The sequence below is a fragment of the Pseudomonas sp. TWR1-1-4 genome (genome assembly GCF_049897165.1).
GTDB lineage: Bacteria > Pseudomonadota > Gammaproteobacteria > Pseudomonadales > Pseudomonadaceae > Aquipseudomonas > Aquipseudomonas canadensis.
The window spans coordinates 505,272-523,126 of record NZ_JAFCVS010000003.1; the positions used below are offsets into that span (position 1 = coordinate 505,272).

Consider the following 17,855-nt stretch of genomic DNA (forward strand, 5'->3'; position numbering starts at 1 on the left):
TGGTGTCTGTCAGGCCGTCATCGCTGGCAAGCCAGCTCCTACAGGGGGTGGGGTTGTTTGCAACTGCCGCATTTGTTCGCAGCCCCACAACACCCGTTCCGGCGTCGCTGGCGCATCGATCTTGGGTTGATGGCGATAGTCACCCAGGCTCGCTACCGCGTCCTTGATCGCGCACCACGAAGCAATCCCGAGCATGAACGGCGGTTCGCCCACGGCCTTGGAATGGAACACCGTGTCTTCCGGGTTCTTGCGGTTTTCCACCAGCTTCACCCGCAGGTCCAGCGGCATGTCGGCCACGGCCGGGATCTTGTAGCTGGCCGGGCCATTGGTCATCAGCTTGCCCTTGTTGTTCCACACCAGCTCTTCCATGGTCAGCCAGCCCATGCCCTGGATAAACCCGCCTTCTACCTGGCCAATGTCGATGGCCGGGTTCAGCGAGGCGCCGACGTCGTGGAGGATGTCGGTGCGTAGCATCTTGTATTCGCCGGTCAGGGTGTCGACGATCACTTCGCAGCACGCCGCACCGAACGCGAAGTAGTAGAACGGCCGACCACGGGACTGGCTGCGGTCATAGAAGATTTTCGGGGTCTTGTAGAAGCCGGTGCTCGACAGCGAGACCTGGGCAAAATACGCCTGTTGGATCAACGCTTCGAAGGTGAGGATCTGGTCACGCACGCGCACGTGGCCGTTGTGGAATTCCACATCCGCTTCACTCACGTCGTATTTGCGTGCGGCGAATTCCACCAAGCGTTGCTTGATGGTTTCGGCGGCGTTCTGCGCAGCCTTGCCGTTCAAGTCGGCACCGCTGGAAGCGGCGGTTGGCGAGGTGTTGGGCACCTTGTCAGTGTTGGTGGCGGTGATCTGTACACGGTCGATGTCCACTTGGAACACTTCGGCCACCACCTGCGCGACCTTGGTGTTCAAGCCTTGGCCCATCTCGGTGCCACCGTGGTTCAGGTGGATGCTGCCGTCGGTGTAGATATGGATCAACGCACCGGCCTGGTTGAGGAAGCTGGCGGTAAACGAAATGCCGAATTTCACCGGGGTCAGCGCCAGGCCTTTTTTCAGGATCGGGCTGTGGGCGTTGTACAGGCGAATCGCTTCGCGGCGCTCGGCGTACTGGCTGCTGGCTTCAAGCTCGGCGGTCATCTCTTCGAGCATGTTGTGCTCGACGGTCTGGTAGTAGTGGGTGACGTTGCGCTCGGTCTTGCCGTAGTAATTGACCTTGCGCACCGCCAGCGGATCGAGGGCCAGGTGGCGGGCGATGGCGTCCATCACTTCCTCGATGGCAACCATGCCTTGCGGGCCGCCGAAACCGCGATAAGCGGTGTTGGAGGCGGTGTTGGTCTTGCAGCGGTGGCCGTTGACCGTGGCATCGCCCAGGTAATACGAATTGTCGGCGTGGAACATCGCACGGTCGACAATCGAGTTGGACAGGTCCGGCGAACAGCCGCAGTTACCCGCCAGCTCCAGGTTGATCCCGTGCAGGCGGCCGCTGTCGTCGAAGCCCACGTCGTATTCGATATAGAAGGGGTGGCGCTTGCCGGTCATCAACATGTCTTCGACGCGCGGCAGGCGCATCTTGGTCGGCTGACCGGTCAGGCGCGCGACTACCGCGCACAGGCACGCCGGGCTGGCCGCCTGGGTTTCCTTGCCGCCGAAACCACCGCCCATGCGGCGCATGTCCACGACGATTTTGTTCATCGACACGTCCAGCACTTCGGCCACCAGCTTCTGCACTTCGGTGGGATTCTGCGTGGAGCAGTAGACAATCATGCCGCCGTCTTCGGTGGGCATTACCGAGGAAATCTGGGTTTCCAGGTAAAAGTGTTCCTGGCCGCCGATATGCAGCGTGCCTTGGATGCGGTTTTTTGCGGTGGCCAAGGCGCCGGCCGAATCGCCGCGTTGGTGAGTGTGGCTGTCCAGCACGAAATGCTTCTTGCGGAAGGCCTCGACCACGTCCAGCACCGGCTCCATGTCTTCGTATTCGATCACGGCGACCATCGCGGCCTTGCGTGCGGTTTCCAGGTCGCGGGCGGCGACCGCCAGTACGACCTGGCCGACGAACTGCACGGTGTCGATCGCCAGCAATGGATCGCCCGGCATCAATGGGCCGATGTCTTTTAGCCCCGGCACGTCTTCGTGGGTGATGACAATGCGCACGCCTTCAAAGGCATAGCAGGGCGTGGTGTCGATGCTGATGATGCGGGCGTGGGCACGGTCGGACATGCGCGCATACAGATGCAGCTGGTTAGGGAATTCCAGGCGATCATCGATGTACTGCGCTTCGCCGGACACGTGCTTGGCGGCGCTGTCATGCTTGACGCTGCGACCGACCCCGGAGGTGAGGTCCTTGGCGAACAGCTCGGCGAGTTCGGCCTGGGTTTTAACGACGGCGTGATGGTTAGACATAAGCGGTCACCCGAGTCTCGATGTGCGGCGTTTGCAGTTCGATGAAGTATTTGCGCAGCAGGTTCTGCGCGCTGAGCAGGCGGTATTCCTTGCTGGCGCGGAAGTCCGACAGCGGGGTGAAATCCTCGGCCAGGGCGGCGCAGGCCTTTTCCACGGTGGCGGAGTTCCAGGTGGCGCCAACCAACGCGGCTTCGCAGCTCTTGGCACGTTTTGGCGTGGCAGCCATGCCGCCGAACGCGACGCGGGCGTCGTTGATCACACCGTTTTCGATCTTCAGGTTGAATGCGGCGCACACGGCGGAGATATCATCGTCCAGGCGTTTGGAGACCTTGTAGGCGCGGAACAGCGTGTGGCCTTTCGGCACGATGATCTTCTCGATGAACTCGCTGTCCTGGCGCGCGGTGACGCGATAATCGATGAAGTAATCTTCCAGCGCCAAGGTGCGGCGGGTTTCGCCTTTGCACAACACGATCTGCGCGCCCAAGGCAATCAGCAGCGGTGGTGAGTCCCCAATCGGCGAGGCGTTGCCGATGTTGCCGCCCAAGGTGCCCTGGTTGCGGATCTGCAGGGAGGCGAAGCGGTGCAGCAGCTCGCCGAAGTCCGGGTACTCATGGTGCAGCGCGGTGTAGCAGTCGGAGAGGGCGGTGGCGGCGCCGATTTCCAGGCGGTCGTCGAAGTCGTCGACACGTTTCATTTCTTCAATATTGCCGACGTAGATCATCACCGGCAGCGTGCGGTGGAACTGGGTGACTTCCAGCGCCAGGTCGGTGCCGCCCGCCAACAAGCGAGCTTGTGGGTAGGCGTCATAGAGGTCGGCCAGGTCGGCGACGGTCAGCGGCACGAGGCAGCGTTTGTCGCCGCTGTTGAGTTCACCGGTTTGCGTCGGCGCGATGGCTTTGAGGCGGGCAATGGTCTCTGCCTGCCGGCTGTCGAACTGGTCCTGGGGCTTGTTGCAGCAGGCCTGTTCGGCGGCCGCAAGAATCGGGCGATAACCGGTGCAGCGGCACAGGTTGCCGGCCAGGGCTTCGTGGGCTTTTTGGCTGTCGGGCGCGTCACTGTTCTTTTGCAGGGCGAACAACGACATCACGAAGCCCGGGGTGCAAAAGCCGCATTGCGAGCCGTGGCATTCGACCATGGCTTGCTGGACGCTGTGCAGTTGGCCCTGGTGCTTGAGGTCTTCGACGCTGATCAGTTGCTTGCCGTGCAACGACGACACAAAGGTCAGGCACGAATTGAGACTGCGATAGCGAATCTGCTCGGCGCCTTGATCATCGGCGTGCAGTTCGCCGACCACCACGGTGCAGGCACCGCAATCGCCGCTGGCGCAGCCTTCCTTGGTGCCGGATTTGCCTAGATGCTCACGCAGATAGTTGAGCACCGTCAGGTTGGGGTCCAGGGCGTGCTCGCTACGGAGTTCCTGGTTAAGTAAAAACTGGATCACGGAAGGCCTCGCAGACTCATTATTATTGTTAACCGCTTTGCGCCGAATCTAGTCATGTCTGACTTTTCGGTCAACGATTTTCTGACCAGAAGGTCAAGAAAATGCAGTCACAACACTTTCAATTATGGTCCAGTCTTCTAGAACCGGTGTTTTTGGGGGCTTGTGGGTGTTCATTGCTGCTTATTCCGTGCCAAATTCTGAAAGGTGGGCGTAGCGCCATCAGCCAGCCAATGCGCTACACTGCCGCGCTTGTACCGATAGAAGATTTTGAAGGGAAAACATGACGTTCAAGGCGCCGGACAGTCTCGCCGAGCAAATTGCTCACCACCTCGCCGAACGCATCATTCGCGGCGATCTCAAGCCTGGGGAGCGGATCCAGGAGCAAAAGGTCACGCTGGCACTCAATGTCAGCCGTGGTTCCGTGCGCGAAGCCTTGCTGATCCTCGAACGCCGCCACCTGATCGCGATCCTGCCGCGCCGTGGCGCCCACGTCACAGAACTCACGGCGCACAAGGTGCAGAGCCTGTGCACCTTGATGGGCGAGCTGTATATCCTGCTCGGCAATGCGGTGGCTCAAGGCTGGCAGACCCAGGCCGACATGGCGCCGTTCATGCAGATCCAGCAGCGGCTGATCGCCAGCTTCGAGCGCCAAGACATCCGCGCCTTTGTCGAAGAAAGCTTCAATGTGATGCGCGCCGCCTATCCCTTCGCCAACAACCCGTACCTGCAGGAAACCGTCGAGAACCTGCAACCGGCGATGAACCGCGCCTACTACCTGGCGCTGGATCAACGCAAGGCGTCCATGAGCGAGTACCTGGCGCTGTTCGAACAACTGCTCGCCGCCGTACTGGCCCGTGACCTGCCGCAGATCCGCCAAGTGCTGTCGGCCTACGGCGAGCGCAGTTGCTCGCTGGTCATCGCTGCGTTGGCGGACGCCTAAACGTGCGGCTCAAGTGCATCAAACTGGCGGGGTTCAAATCCTTCGTCGACCCGACCACTGTGAACTTCCCCAGTAATATGGCGGCGGTGGTCGGGCCCAATGGTTGCGGCAAGTCGAACATCATCGACGCCGTCCGTTGGGTGATGGGCGAGAGCTCGGCTAAAAACCTGCGTGGCGAGTCGATGACCGACGTCATCTTCAACGGCTCAACCAGCCGCAAGCCGGTGAGCCAGGCCAGCATCGAACTGGTGTTCGATAACTCCGATGGCACCTTGATCGGCGAGTACGCGGCCTACGCGGAAATTTCCATTCGCCGCAAAGTGACCCGCGACAGCCAGAACAGCTATTTCCTCAACGGCACCAAGTGCCGCCGTCGCGACATTACCGATATTTTTCTCGGCACAGGTTTAGGCCCACGCAGCTACTCGATCATCGAGCAGGGCATGATCTCCAAGCTGATCGAAGCCAAGCCCGAAGACCTGCGTAACTTTATCGAAGAAGCGGCCGGCATCTCCAAGTACAAGGAGCGCCGCCGCGAGACCGAAAACCGTATTCGCCGCACCCATGAAAACCTCGCCCGCCTGACCGACCTGCGCGAAGAGCTGGAGCGCCAACTTGAACGCCTGCACCGCCAGGCCCAGGCCGCCGAGAAGTATCAGGAATACAAGGGCGAAGAACGCCAGCTCAAAGCGCAACTCTCGGCCCTGCGCTGGCAGGCGCTGAATGATCAGGTCGGCCAGCGCGAAGCAATCATCGGCACCCAGGAAATCAGCTTTGAGGCCCTGGTAGCCGAGCAGCGCAACGCCGACGCCAGCATCGAACGCCTGCGTGACGGTCACCATGACCTGTCCGAACGCTTCAATCTGGTGCAGGGCCGTTTCTATTCGGTGGGTGGCGACATTGCCCGCGTCGAGCAGAGCATCCAGCACGGCCAGCAGCGCCTGCGCCAATTGCAGGATGATTTGAAGGAAGCCGAACGCGCACGCCTGGAGACCGAATCCCACCTGGGCCACGACCGCACCTTGCTGCTGACCCTTGGCGAAGAGCTGGACATGCTCACCCCCGAACAGGAAATCACCAGCGCCGCCGCCGAAGAAGCCGCCGCCGCCCTGGAAGAATCCGAAACCACCATGCACGGCTGGCAGGAGCAGTGGGACACCTTCAACCTGAAGTCCGCCGAGCCACGCCGCCAGGCCGAGGTGCAGCAATCGCGCATCCAGCAGCTGGAAACCAGCATGGAGCGCCTGGCCGAGCGCCAGCGTCGAATGCAGGAAGAGCGCGCATTGCTGTCCGCCGACCCGGAAGACGCGGCGATCATGGAGCTGAGCGAGCAACTGGCCGAAAGCGAAATGACGCTGGAAGAGCTGGAAGCCAGTGAAGAACAACAAGTGGAGCGCCTGGAGCAATTGCGTCAGCAACTGCAACAGGCGACCCAGGCGCAGCAACAGGCCCAGGGCGATTTGCAGCGGCTCAATGGTCGGCTGGCTTCCCTTGAAGCCTTGCAGCAAGCCGCCTTGGACCCCGGTACCGGCACCGCCGAGTGGCTGCGTGACCAGCATCTGGCCGAGCGCCCGCGCTTGGCGGAAGGCTTGAAGGTAGAGGCAGGTTGGGAGTTGGCGGTTGAAACGGTCCTCGGTGCCGACCTTCAAGCCGTGCTGGTGGATGATTTTGGCGGTTTCGACCTGGCCGGTTTTGCCCAAGGCGATTTGCGTTTGCTCAGCCCAGCGGCGGACGGCACGCGGGTGCCGGGCAGTCTGCTGGATAAGGTTGAAGCGGCGATTGATCTGTCGCCGTGGCTGGGCCAGGTCAAACCGGTCGAATCCCTTGAGCAGGCGTTGGCCCAGCGCGGCCAGCTCGGCGCCGGTGAAAGCCTGATCAGCCGCGACGGTTACTGGGTCGGCCGCCATTTCCTGCGCGTACGTCGCGCCAGTGAAGCCGAAAGTGGCGTATTGGCCCGTGGCCAGGAAATCGTCAACCTGATCGCCGAGCGTGAAGAGCGCGAAGCCACCCTGGAAAGCCTGGAAACCGAACTGCAAACCCTGCGCGCCACCCAGCGCCAGCAAGAGACCGGTCGCGAACACCTGCGGCGCCTGTTGCAGGACGAAGCGCGCCAGCAAGGCGAATTGAAAGCCCAGCTTTCCGCGAGCAAAGCCAAGGTCGAGCAACTGACCCTGCGCCGCACCCGCCTCGACGAAGAAGTGGCAGAGATGGGCGAGCAACGCGCCCTCGAACACGAACAGATCGGCGAAGCGCGCCTGCAGCTGCAGGAGGCCCTCGACAGCATGGCGCTGGACACCGAACAGCGTGAACTGCTGCTGGCCCAGCGCGACAGCCTGCGCGAACGCCTCGACCGCGTGCGCCAGGAAGCCCGTCAGCACAAAGACCATGCCCACCAACTGGCGGTGCGCTTGGGTTCGCTGAAGGCCCAGCACGCGTCCACGTCCCAGGCCCTTGAACGCCTGGAGATGCAGTCCGAGCGCCTCACCGAAAAGCGCGAACAACTGAGCCTCAACCTGGAAGAGGGCGAGGCGCCGCTGGAAGAGCTGCGCCTCAAGCTGGAAGAATTGCTCGACAAGCGCATGACTGTCGACGAAGAGCTCAAGACCGCACAGATCGCCCTGGAAGACGCCGACCGCGAACTGCGTGATGCCGAAAAACGCCGGACCCAGGCCGAGCAGCAATCCCAGTTGATCCGCGGCCAGCTCGAACAACAGCGCATGGAATGGCAAGCCCTGACCGTGCGCCGCAAGACCTTGCAAGACCAGTTGCTGGAAGACGGCTACGACCTGCACGGCGTGCTCAATACCCTGACCGCCCAGGCCAACGAGAAAGACGCCGAAGAAGAACTTGAGCGGATTGCTGCGCGTATTCAGCGTCTGGGCGCGATCAACTTGGCGGCCATTGACGAATACCAGCAGCAATCCGAGCGTAAACGTTATCTGGATGCCCAGGACGCCGACTTGGTCGAAGCCCTGGACACCCTGGAAAACGTGATCCGCAAGATCGACAAGGAAACCCGCAACCGCTTCAAAGATACCTTTGATCAGATTAATGGCGGTTTACAGGCCTTATTCCCAAAAGTTTTCGGCGGTGGCAGCGCTTACTTGGAACTGACGGGCGAAGATCTACTCGATACAGGGGTGACGATCATGGCGCGGCCTCCGGGCAAGAAGAACAGCACCATCCATTTGTTGTCCGGCGGCGAGAAAGCCCTGACCGCATTGGCCCTGGTGTTTGCCATCTTCAAGTTGAACCCGGCGCCGTTCTGCATGCTCGACGAAGTTGACGCCCCGCTGGATGACGCTAACGTTGGACGGTACGCACGGTTGGTCAAAGAGATGTCCCAGACCGTGCAGTTCATCTATATCACCCACAACAAGATCGCCATGGAGATGGCGGATCAATTGATGGGCGTAACGATGCACGAACCGGGCTGTTCGCGTCTGGTGGCGGTGGATGTGGAAGAAGCGATGGCAATGGTGGAGTCTTGATCCATGCCGGGACAGAATTTTTATAGCGCGCTGTAAGACGCTTTACCGGTCTGGCGAAAGTGGCAAATGGACATATTTGTTCAAGGCATTTTGACAGACGGTGTAAAGTTATCTTTGGTCGTGCTAGTTTAATGTCAAATTTTCGTATGCGTGGGCAAAACGTCAGTCAGAACATAGAGTTGGCGCCACGTTTTAAAGCGGTTTGCACGTTGCTAAACCCCTTATTTTTCAGCATTTTTTATTAGAGGCACGGGATTACATGGAAATCGGTCTGCGCGAGTGGCTGATCGTCATCGGCATTATTGTCATTGCCGGTATTCTTTTTGATGGCTGGCGCCGTATGCGCGGTGGCAAGGGCAAGCTCAAATTCCGTCTGGACCGCAACCTGTCCAACTTACCCGACGACGACGGCGCCGCCGAGTTGCTGGGGCCGCCGCGTGTGCTGGATACGCATAAAGAGCCGCAACTGGACGAACACGACTTGCCGTCGATGAGCGCGCCGGTGCGTGAAGCCCGTGAGCCGTCCTCCAAGCGTGGCAAGCGTGCCAGTGCCGCCGTGGCTGAACCGCATCAGGGTGACCTGAACCTCGACGTAGATGAGGGCCCGAGCTTCAGCAGTCGCGACGATGATTTCCCGGATGAAAACCTGGGCAAGACTTCCGCCGCGCCGCGCCAATCGGTCAACGACCAGCCTGCCGCTGAAGAAGTGTTGGTGATCAGCGTGATCTGCCGCGACGCCGCCGGCTTCAAAGGCCCGGCTTTGTTGCAGAATATTCTGGAAAGCGGCCTGCGTTTCGGTGAGATGGATATTTTCCATCGCCACGAAAGCATGGCCGGCAACGGCGAAGTGCTGTTCTCCATGGCCAACGCGGTCAAGCCGGGCACCTTCGATCTGGACGATATCGACCTGTTCAGCACTCCGGCGGTGAGCTTCTTCCTCGGCCTGCCAGGTCCGCGTCACCCGAAACAAGCGTTCGACGTGATGGTGGCTGCAGCCCGCAAGCTATCGCAGGAACTGAATGGCGAACTCAAGGACGACCAACGCAGTGTCCTGACCGCCCAGACCATCGAGCATTACCGTCAGCGCATCGTCGAGTTCGAGCGTCGCGCCCTGACACAAAAACGCTGAGGATTGCTCCTCGGCGTTGTCGGATAGAATAAGCGCACTAACATATTGAGCAGCTTCGGCTGCTCTTTTGCTTTCTGAGAGAACACCCATGACCGCCGCCCACACCCGCATCCTCGAACTGCGCGCTGAACTGGATCAGCACAACTACCGTTACCACGTCCTCGACGAACCGAGCATTCCCGACGCCGAGTACGACCGGCTGTTCCATGAACTCAAGGCCCTCGAAGCCGAGCACCCAGAGCTGGTCACGCGCGATTCTCCGACGCAGCGGGTCGGCAGTGCGGCGTTGTCGGCGTTCACCCAGGTCAAGCATGAGATCCCCATGCTCAGCCTCGGCAACGCCTTTGACGAAACCACCATGCTGGAATTCGATCGCCGGGTCACCGAAGGACTCGACCTGCCGGCTGGCGATCTGTTTGGCGGTGGCGCGGTGGTGGAGTACAGCTGCGAACCTAAGCTGGATGGCCTGGCGGTCAGTCTGCTGTATCAGGACGGCGAACTGGTGCGTGGCGCCACCCGCGGCGACGGCACGACCGGCGAGGACATCAGCATCAACGTGCGCACCGTGCGCAATATTCCGTTGAAACTGCACGGCAGCGGCTGGCCGGCGACCCTGGAAGTGCGTGGCGAAGTGTTCATGTCCAAGGCCGGTTTCGAGCGGCTCAACGCCTCGCAACTGGAAGTCGGCGGCAAGACGTTCGCCAACCCGCGCAACGCCGCTGCCGGCAGCCTGCGTCAGTTGGATTCGAAGATCACCGCCAGCCGACCCTTGGAGTTCTGCTGCTACGGTGTAACCACCGACATCAGCGACACCCACATCGGCAACCTGCAACAGTTGCAGAAATGGGGCATGCCCATCAGTCACGAACTGAAGCTGGCCAAAGGCATTCAGGATTGCCTGGACTACTACCGCGATATCGGCGAGCGGCGCAACAGCCTGCCGTATGAGATCGACGGCGTGGTGTTCAAGGTCAACAGCATCGCTTCCCAACGAGAGCTGGGCTTCCGTGCCCGCGAACCGCGCTGGGCCATCGCGCATAAATTCCCGGCCCTGGAAGAGCTGACCGAATTGCTCGACGTGGAATTCCAGGTCGGGCGTACCGGCGCCGTTACGCCGGTGGCGCGGTTGAAGCCGGTCAAGGTCGCGGGTGTCACCGTGTCCAATGCCACCTTGCACAACATGGATGAAGTGGCGCGCCTGGGCGTGATGATCGGCGATACCGTGATCATTCGCCGCGCCGGGGATGTTATCCCGCAGGTGGTCTCGGTGGTGCTTGAGCGCCGTCCGGAAAACGCCCGTGCGGTGCCGATCCCCGAGAGCTGCCCCGTCTGCGGTTCCCACGTGGAGCGCACGCAACTGGTCAAGCGCAGCAAGGGCAAGGAAACCGTCAGCGAAGGCGCGGTGTACCGTTGCGTCGGGCGTCTGGCCTGTGGCGCGCAACTCAAGCAGGCGATCATCCATTTCGTCTCGCGCCGCGCCATGGACATTGATGGCCTGGGCGACAAAACCATCGAGCAACTGGTGGATGAAAAGCTGATTGGTTCGCCGGCCGACCTCTACAAGCTCAAGTACGAACAGATCATCGACCTGGAAGGCTTTGCCGACATTTCCAGCAAGAAGCTGATCACCGCCATCGAAAACAGCAAATCCCCGACCCTGGCGCGCTTTATCTACGCCCTGGGCATTCCCGACGTCGGCGAGGAGACCGCCAAGGTGCTGGCGCGCTCCCTGGCCTCCCTGGAGCGCGTGCAGAAGGCCTTGCCGGAAGTGCTGACGTACTTGCCGGACGTGGGCCTGGAAGTGGCGCATGAGATTCATAGTTTCTTTGAAGACAGCCATAACCAGGACGTGATCGGCGCGCTGCTGTCGCCGCAGGAATGCGGCCTGCAACTGCAGGATCAGGGCGACCTGAGTGCCGAATTCGCCGCCAGCGCCACCTTGGGCGGTTTGCTCGACAAGTTGCACGTACCGAGCGTCGGCCCCGGCGCGGCGCAGAAGCTGGCGGACAAATTCGTCACCCTTGAAGGCGTGATCAAGGCCGACTGGCTGGACATGCGCCAGGCCCTGCCCGAGAAACAAGCCAAGGCCGTGCGCGAGTTCTTCGATAACGCCGACAACGCGAGCCGCGCCCTGGCCATCGAGCAGCAGCTCAAAGACTTCGGCATGCATTGGAGCAGCGAGAAGAAGGTCGTCGAAGGCTTGCCTGAGGCTGGGCACACCTGGGTTCTCACTGGCTCCCTGGAACTGATGAGTCGCGACGTGGCCAAGGAAAAACTCGAAAGCCTCGGCGCCAAGGTGGCGGGTTCCGTGTCGGCGAAGACTCATTGCGTGGTGGCGGGGCCGGGGGCCGGTTCCAAACTGGCCAAGGCCAGCGAGTTGGGCCTGAAGGTATTGGACGAAGAGGCTTTCGTCGCCTTCTTGGCCAAGCACAACATCACTGTCTGATGTGGACTGTGGGGTAAACAAGCGTGTTGTGGTGAGCGGGCTTGCTGTGGTGAGCGGGCTTGCCCCGCGCTGGGTGGCGAAGCCGCCCCAACAAGGACGCCGAAGTGTTTCGGATAGACCGAAGTGCCGGGTTTGGGGCCGCTACGCAGCCCAGCGCGGGGCAAGCCCGCTCACTACAACAATGTGGAACGATTCTGAAGCGAAAGTGATCTAGTCTTGGGCACCCCAGGGAGAGATCGCCATGTTTCGCTACTTCGAGCAACTCAGTTCGCGCATTGCCGCACCGTTCGTGGCCGGCTCGTCTCGTGACAGCAAGGTCTGGCAGTGCCGTTGCGGCCAATCCCTGTTCTTTCGCAACAGCCAGTGCCTGGCCTGCCAGGCGCTGCTGGGCTACCAACCCCAACAAGCCCGGTTGGACTCCCTGCGGCCCGGCCCGGTGGAAGGCACCTGGCTGCAAGATGGCAGCCTCGACGCCGGCGCTTTCCGTCGCTGCGCCAACCTCGACACGCCGGCCGCCTGCAATTGGCTGATCCCGGCTCACAGCACCGCGCCGCTGTGCGTGGCCTGCAGCCTCAATCGCACCATCCCTGACCTGTCGATCGTAGAAAACCATGAGCGCTGGCGCAAAGTCGAAACCGCCAAGCGCCGCTTGGTCGCGCAATTGATCAGCCTTGGCCTGCAAGTGGTGCCCAAGAGTGTCGACGAAGACAACGGTCTGGCCTTCGACTTCGTCGGTATCGACCTGGAGGGCAACGCGCCGATGACGGGCCACGCGAACGGCTTGATCACCCTCGACATCAAGGAAGCCGACGACGCCCACCGTGAAAAGGTACGCGTACAAATGCGCGAACCCTACCGCACGCTGCTCGGTCACTTTCGCCATGAGGTTGGCCACTATTACTGGGATCGCCTGATCGCGAATACCCACTGGCTCGAACCGTTTCGCGCCCTGTTCGGCGACGAACGCGCCAGTTATGCCGATGCTCTCGACCAGCACTACCAGAACGGCCCACGACCGGACTGGCAGCAAACCTGCGTCAGTGCCTACGCCACCATGCACCCCTGGGAAGACTGGGCCGAAACCTGGGCGCACTACCTGCACATGATGGACGCCGTCGACACCGCCCTCGGCTTTGGCATGAGCGCCCGCGAGATGGACCTGGATTACCAGCCATTCCCGCTCACCACCCTCTACGACCCCGAACACCCCGGCGGCGTGGCGTTCCTGTCGTTCGTCAACGCCTGGATCGAGTTGGCCGGCATGCTCAATGAACTGTCGCGCAGCATGGGCCAGCCGGATTTCTATCCTTTCGTGCTGCCTCCGGCGGTAATCGCCAAGCTGCACTTCATCCACCTGGTGATCCAGGAGGAAGGTGGCCGAGCAGACGAAGCCGTCACCCTGTAGGAGCCGGCTTGCCGGCGATGGCCGCCCCGCGATAGACACAAGTGCTTGAACCATCGGATATTTTTAATCCGGCCCCAACGGTTGTAACTTCCGATGAGATCGGTACAATGGCCCCGCTTGCCGAGAGGCAGGCGTCGTTATGGTGACCCCATCGGTCCCCCCGCAACGATTACCCGTGAACCTGGTCAGAGCCGGAAGGCAGCAGCCACAGCGGGAACATTGTGTGCCGGGGTGTGGCTGGTGGGGTTGCCTCCATAACGCTCTTCCTTGCAACACCTCCTCAAATTCAATTCAAAAAAATGCTTTCAAGCCATCTGCCATCGTGCAGTCCATGGCGGCATACTCCAGTGCCTGGCATCCGGAGACAACACACGTGGAAAAAGTCGACGACCTCACGCGCGAAAAACTGCGGGAGTGGCAGATGCGGCGCCTGGAGATCAAGGACCGCATCCAATCCCATCCTGAACAGACCCTGGAATTGTCGCGGGTGCTGGACCTTATGGACGACGAGCACGCGGAAATCCTCAGCCAGGCGGAAATGATCCGGTCTGCGGACGTGGCCAATGAGCCCATGCCGCCGCCACTCACTGGCGCCTACACGCTGCAGTTGAATGTAGCCGCACAGAGTGCCGAGGACCTGCGCCGGCTGCTGGATATGGCGGTGTTCGAACTCCAGCAGCAGGTCAATGCGATGACCGCCACGGCTGACGCGGGTCCCCATCGCGGCAATATGTCGGGCTCCCTGGGGGAGTATCGGTTTGAACTGGGCGGTCATGGCAATGCCTGATTCCCTGGTGGCGAGGCACTATGCAACCGGAACACTTTGACTTATCCAGCCCTGTCTTCCTGCCTGTCACGGAGGAAACCTGCACGGCCCTGCTCGGCGCGGACGGCGCCAAGGCCCTGGTCGGTCTGACAGACCCAGAGCTGGCCGCCGTGCTGGTTATCCAGAACCTGGCCCAAGCGGCCGAAAAGGACCTGACCTGCGCGGGCGCCGAGCGCATCTTGGCCAAGTTGCTCGACTGGGCGGTCGATACCCGCGGAGCGGGCGCCGCCACGTTGTTGTCAGAAGCCCAGCGGCTGTTCGATCCACGCAAGTTGTACTTCGGCTTCAACGCCCTTAAAACGGTCAATCTGCGCCTGTTGTCGGTTGAAGAAGTCGCAGAGCGGAATTACCTGTTGCCTACTGGCAAATGGGATATCGGCTACAAGGTCCGCCATCTACGTAGCAATGATCCGTTCAGCCAGCAGATGGTCACGCCCCGGCACCGTGAGCGCTGGCTCAGCCCGGCGCAGGACAAGCTGGTGCGGACTTTCCGTGCCAACCTGAACGAAGACCTGCATGTCCAAGGCTACGCCGGCATTGGCAAGAGCCACCTGCTTGGCGCCTTGATGGAGTGCCTGCGGCCGGCCCAAACCCTGATACTGGCGCGCACCGGGGCAAAACTCGCGACCCTGCGTGAACGCATGGGACTGGCCAAGGACAGCAAGACCGGTTCGACCTTTGCTGCCTTCGCCAAGGCGCTGTTGCAGGGGCAACGACCCGCCGCGCAGGCCACGCCAACTCGGTTGCCCAGCAAACACGAAGTGTCGCAGACCCTGAATATCCACGGCTGGCGTGGTCACGATGGCGCGGCAACGCTCGATATCTGCCTGAAGGTGCTCGACAGCTACTGCCACTCCAACCATCACAGCCTGTCGGCCAGGCATTTGCCGCATTTCAAGCAAGCCTTGTCCAGCGTGGACGCCCAGGCGTTGCTGGAGTATTCCAGCCGGTTGTGGACGTATCTGGACGCCAACCCGCAGTGGGCCGGTCAGACGGCCTTCGCAGCCTTGTTGCTGATCAAGCGCGCGAGCCTCGATGGATGCGTGGTGCCGCCGCGGTACACCCATGTGCTGATCGATGAAAGCCAGGACATTCCACCCTCGTTGTTGCAGATTATCGAACGTGGCCGCCAGGTGCTGATCACCCTTGGCGATGAGTACCAATTGGCCAGCGGTGTAATGGTCAGGCGCAAGCGTGAAGTCCGGCACACCGATATCAATTACTCGGTGCGCTCGGGCCGCAACGTCGAGCGCCTGGTCAACCCGCTGATCAGCGTGCACTCGCAGAAGGGCAAGACGCCCTTCGAAGGCGCGCGGGATGCCGACGTTGGCATTGAGCATTACCCTCAGGGTTTCGTGCCACCCGAAGGCTGCGTGGTGTTGACTGCGTCCCTTTGGGACACCATGAAATGGGCCATTCAGTTGCAGCAGGCTAACTGCCCGTTTGGCTTCCTCGACAGTGGTGCGCAACAGGATTTGCAGCGCTTCATGATCAGCGTCATCGCGCTGTTCAAGCCAGAGTTCTACAGCAACGAGCACAACGACAACGGCCCCCATGCTTACTTCAGCGACATGGACGACTGGCAACAGGTGCGCGATGCCAGCCAGTACGACGAGTCGTTCCTGTGGGTCGAGAGCGAGCTGGAAAAAGGCTTCAACGTTGCCGATATCACGCGCTTGAACCGCCTGAGCGGCGTCCCCGGCAAGCGCTGCCTGCTGATGCTGGCGGAGGAGGCGGGCGGCATGGAGTTCGACCGGGTGCTGCTGACGCCCGAACTGCTGACCAACGTGAAGTTCAAGGACGCCTACGCGTTCGACCAGCGGCTGTGCGCGGTGTACATCGCCATTTCCCGAGCGCGGATGCAGCTTTACCTGCCTTACGACGTGGTCGAGTGGATTGATTTCCACACCTACCAGAAAACCCGTGAATTCCACGGTTACTGATTTATTTAATTCGGCTGTTTCACAACTTTCAGCGGTCGCTCTGGACAACCTAAAACCACCTTGTTAGTTTCCGCCAGCCACTTGTTTCAGAGTATGACAAGGGTGTGCGGTTGATATTGAAGTGCCATCACTTCTTTAACTAACAAGGATGTCTGTGATGAAAAGCCTGCAAGGGTTGCCCCGTCTTATCAGTGCTTCAGTAGGCGCGCCCGGTAAAGCCCGCAACTTGCCTTCCGATGTGCAGTGCATCCAATATTTATTCAATCTGATCATTCCCAAACTGGGCTTCCCACTGGCCGAAAACGGCAAGTGCGACGGTCAGTTGGTGCAGTGCATCAGCCAGTATCAGTTCCGTCATCTCAAATACGCGCACCCCGATGGTGTGATCGACCCGACCGGTAAAACCTTCAACAGCCTGATCGAAGAGGCGGTGAAGGTACCGGTGAAGGCCTTTCCGAGCATGCGCATTCCAAGCTTTCTGAATGCATTCGGTAACAACCAGGGTGACGCGGTGCAAGCCACCGTCAACGTGTACCTGGACCGTATGCGGGCAATGATCGAGGCTGAGCGGCGCAATCGCCAATTGATGCTCCAGGCCACGTGCGATGGCGGCATGACGCTCACCGATACGGATTTTCAGAATGCCGCCAAGCAGTTAGGCAACGGCATTTCGGTGAATGTCATCAGGGCCTTCGCCACGGTGGAGTCCGGTGGTCGCTCGGGATTCGGGCCGGCCAAGTTACCGATCATTGCGTTTGAAGGGCACCAATTTCGCAAGTACACCAAGCATATCTACGACCAGGCGCATCCGCTGCTTTCGTACATCTATGTGAGAAAGGCCGGGCCGCAGTGGCAGGTCAATAACAAGGATCAGGTCAAGGCCTGGGAAACCATGGCCACTGCATTCGCCCTGGACCAGGAAGCGGCGTTGATGTCGGCGTCGTGGGGCATGTTTCAGACCATGGGGTTCAACTACGCCTCATGCGGTTACAAAACGGTGTTTGAGTTTGCCGCGGCATTAAAAGTGAATGTCGGTAACCAACTGAAGGCGTTCCTCGCGTTTTGCGCTAACAGCCCGGCGTTGATGACGGCCATGAAAGCCAAGGATTTCACTTCGATGGCCCGTAACTATAACGGCAAGGACTACGGCAACTATGACGTCCTGATGAAAGAAGCCTACGAGAAACTTGAAGGAAAAAAATAAGATGATCCGTTTTCTAGCAGTGGGTGTGTTGTCGTTGTGCGCCGTTGGCCCCGCATTTGCCGGTTCGCCTGCATTGCATTCCGGAAAATACGAAGGGCTGATGCTGGCGGTGACGCCTGAGCATCAGGTGGAAGGCTATTACGCGGAAGAGATGGGCGAGGGCGTTACTCGCAGCTGCACGTTCTACCTGCAAGGCAAGCCCTCAGCGCTGACCACCTGGAACGACACTGCCTATCCCGGCAGCGTGGCGCCTTCTTCGGACGGCGTGACCCTCACCGTGGCAGAAGGCCGTCAGCATCCGGGTTGCCTCAATGTGCTGATGCCGGAAATTGCCACCGGCCTGGACCTGACCCAGACCGCCAGCAAAAAATGGATCGGCCTGGTCAAGGTCTCAGCCGACAAGGCTTACCTGCTGAAAAATCCAAGTGCCAAGGCGGCTAAACGTCCCTACATCGTCAAGAACGACGTGGTCGGTGTGCTGGCATTCAAGGATGGCTGGGCCCAGGTCGAGTTCATCAACGCAGAGGGTCGCTCGTTTACGGGGTGGATCAGCCAGGATCAATACGCGCGGTTGGCGGCCCCCAAAAGCTGATCTCGAAAACGGCAAAAATCTAGATG

The 17,855-nt window shown here is 60.5% G+C and carries 11 protein-coding genes and 1 other RNA gene; 10 read left to right on the plus strand and 2 right to left on the minus strand.

Features of this window, described 5'->3' with window-relative positions:
- Positions 1 to 9 precede the first annotated feature (9 nt).
- The gene (xdhB, locus tag ACP7C6_RS10755; RefSeq protein WP_426108684.1) at positions 10 to 2,412 is read right to left on the minus strand and encodes a xanthine dehydrogenase molybdopterin binding subunit; all 2,403 of its coding nucleotides are present in this window, start codon (positions 2,410 to 2,412) and stop codon (positions 10 to 12) included.
- Positions 2,405 to 3,853, minus strand: coding sequence for a xanthine dehydrogenase small subunit (xdhA, locus tag ACP7C6_RS10760; protein WP_426108685.1), 1,449 nt, complete (start codon positions 3,851 to 3,853; stop codon positions 2,405 to 2,407). The genes xdhB and xdhA overlap by 8 nt, the downstream gene beginning before the upstream one ends.
- A gap of 280 nt (positions 3,854 to 4,133) precedes the next feature.
- Between xdhA and ACP7C6_RS10765 the strand changes: the two genes are divergently transcribed.
- The 10 genes from ACP7C6_RS10765 to ACP7C6_RS10810 all read left to right on the plus strand — a co-directional run bounded on the left by ACP7C6_RS10765 (position 4,134) and on the right by ACP7C6_RS10810 (position 17,829).
- The gene (locus ACP7C6_RS10765; RefSeq protein ID WP_028617494.1) at positions 4,134 to 4,793 is read left to right on the plus strand and encodes a GntR family transcriptional regulator; all 660 of its coding nucleotides are present in this window, start codon (positions 4,134 to 4,136) and stop codon (positions 4,791 to 4,793) included.
- A gap of 2 nt (positions 4,794 to 4,795) precedes the next feature.
- Complete coding sequence (gene smc / locus ACP7C6_RS10770; protein ID WP_122687268.1) at positions 4,796 to 8,284, plus strand: chromosome segregation protein SMC; 3,489 nt, start codon at positions 4,796 to 4,798, stop codon at positions 8,282 to 8,284.
- A gap of 259 nt (positions 8,285 to 8,543) precedes the next feature.
- Positions 8,544 to 9,413, plus strand: a complete 870-nt coding sequence (gene zipA, locus ACP7C6_RS10775) for a cell division protein ZipA (RefSeq protein ID WP_308907853.1) — start codon at positions 8,544 to 8,546, stop codon at positions 9,411 to 9,413.
- Positions 9,414 to 9,501: 88 nt separating this feature from the next.
- Positions 9,502 to 11,859, plus strand: coding sequence for an NAD-dependent DNA ligase LigA (ligA, locus tag ACP7C6_RS10780; protein WP_426108686.1), 2,358 nt, complete (start codon positions 9,502 to 9,504; stop codon positions 11,857 to 11,859).
- A gap of 241 nt (positions 11,860 to 12,100) precedes the next feature.
- Positions 12,101 to 13,264: a zinc-binding metallopeptidase family protein gene (locus tag ACP7C6_RS10785; protein WP_426108687.1), complete on the plus strand. Its 1,164-nt coding sequence runs from the start codon at positions 12,101 to 12,103 to the stop codon at positions 13,262 to 13,264.
- Positions 13,265 to 13,413: 149 nt separating this feature from the next.
- Positions 13,414 to 13,510: signal recognition particle sRNA small type (ffs, locus tag ACP7C6_RS10790), an RNA gene on the plus strand.
- Positions 13,511 to 13,637: 127 nt separating this feature from the next.
- Positions 13,638 to 14,051, plus strand: a complete 414-nt coding sequence (locus ACP7C6_RS10795; protein ID WP_028617489.1) for a hypothetical protein — start codon at positions 13,638 to 13,640, stop codon at positions 14,049 to 14,051.
- Between the two features lie 20 nt (positions 14,052 to 14,071).
- Positions 14,072 to 16,033 (plus strand): hypothetical protein, encoded by a 1,962-nt coding sequence (locus tag ACP7C6_RS10800; RefSeq protein WP_426108688.1) that lies wholly within the window; start codon positions 14,072 to 14,074, stop codon positions 16,031 to 16,033.
- Positions 16,034 to 16,190: 157 nt separating this feature from the next.
- On the plus strand, positions 16,191 to 17,237 hold the full coding sequence (locus tag ACP7C6_RS10805) for an N-acetylmuramidase family protein (RefSeq protein ID WP_028617487.1): 1,047 nt from the start codon (positions 16,191 to 16,193) through the stop codon (positions 17,235 to 17,237).
- 1 nt (position 17,238) lies between these two features.
- Positions 17,239 to 17,829: a hypothetical protein gene (locus ACP7C6_RS10810; RefSeq protein ID WP_426108689.1), complete on the plus strand. Its 591-nt coding sequence runs from the start codon at positions 17,239 to 17,241 to the stop codon at positions 17,827 to 17,829.
- The last annotated feature ends 26 nt before the right edge of the window (positions 17,830 to 17,855 follow it).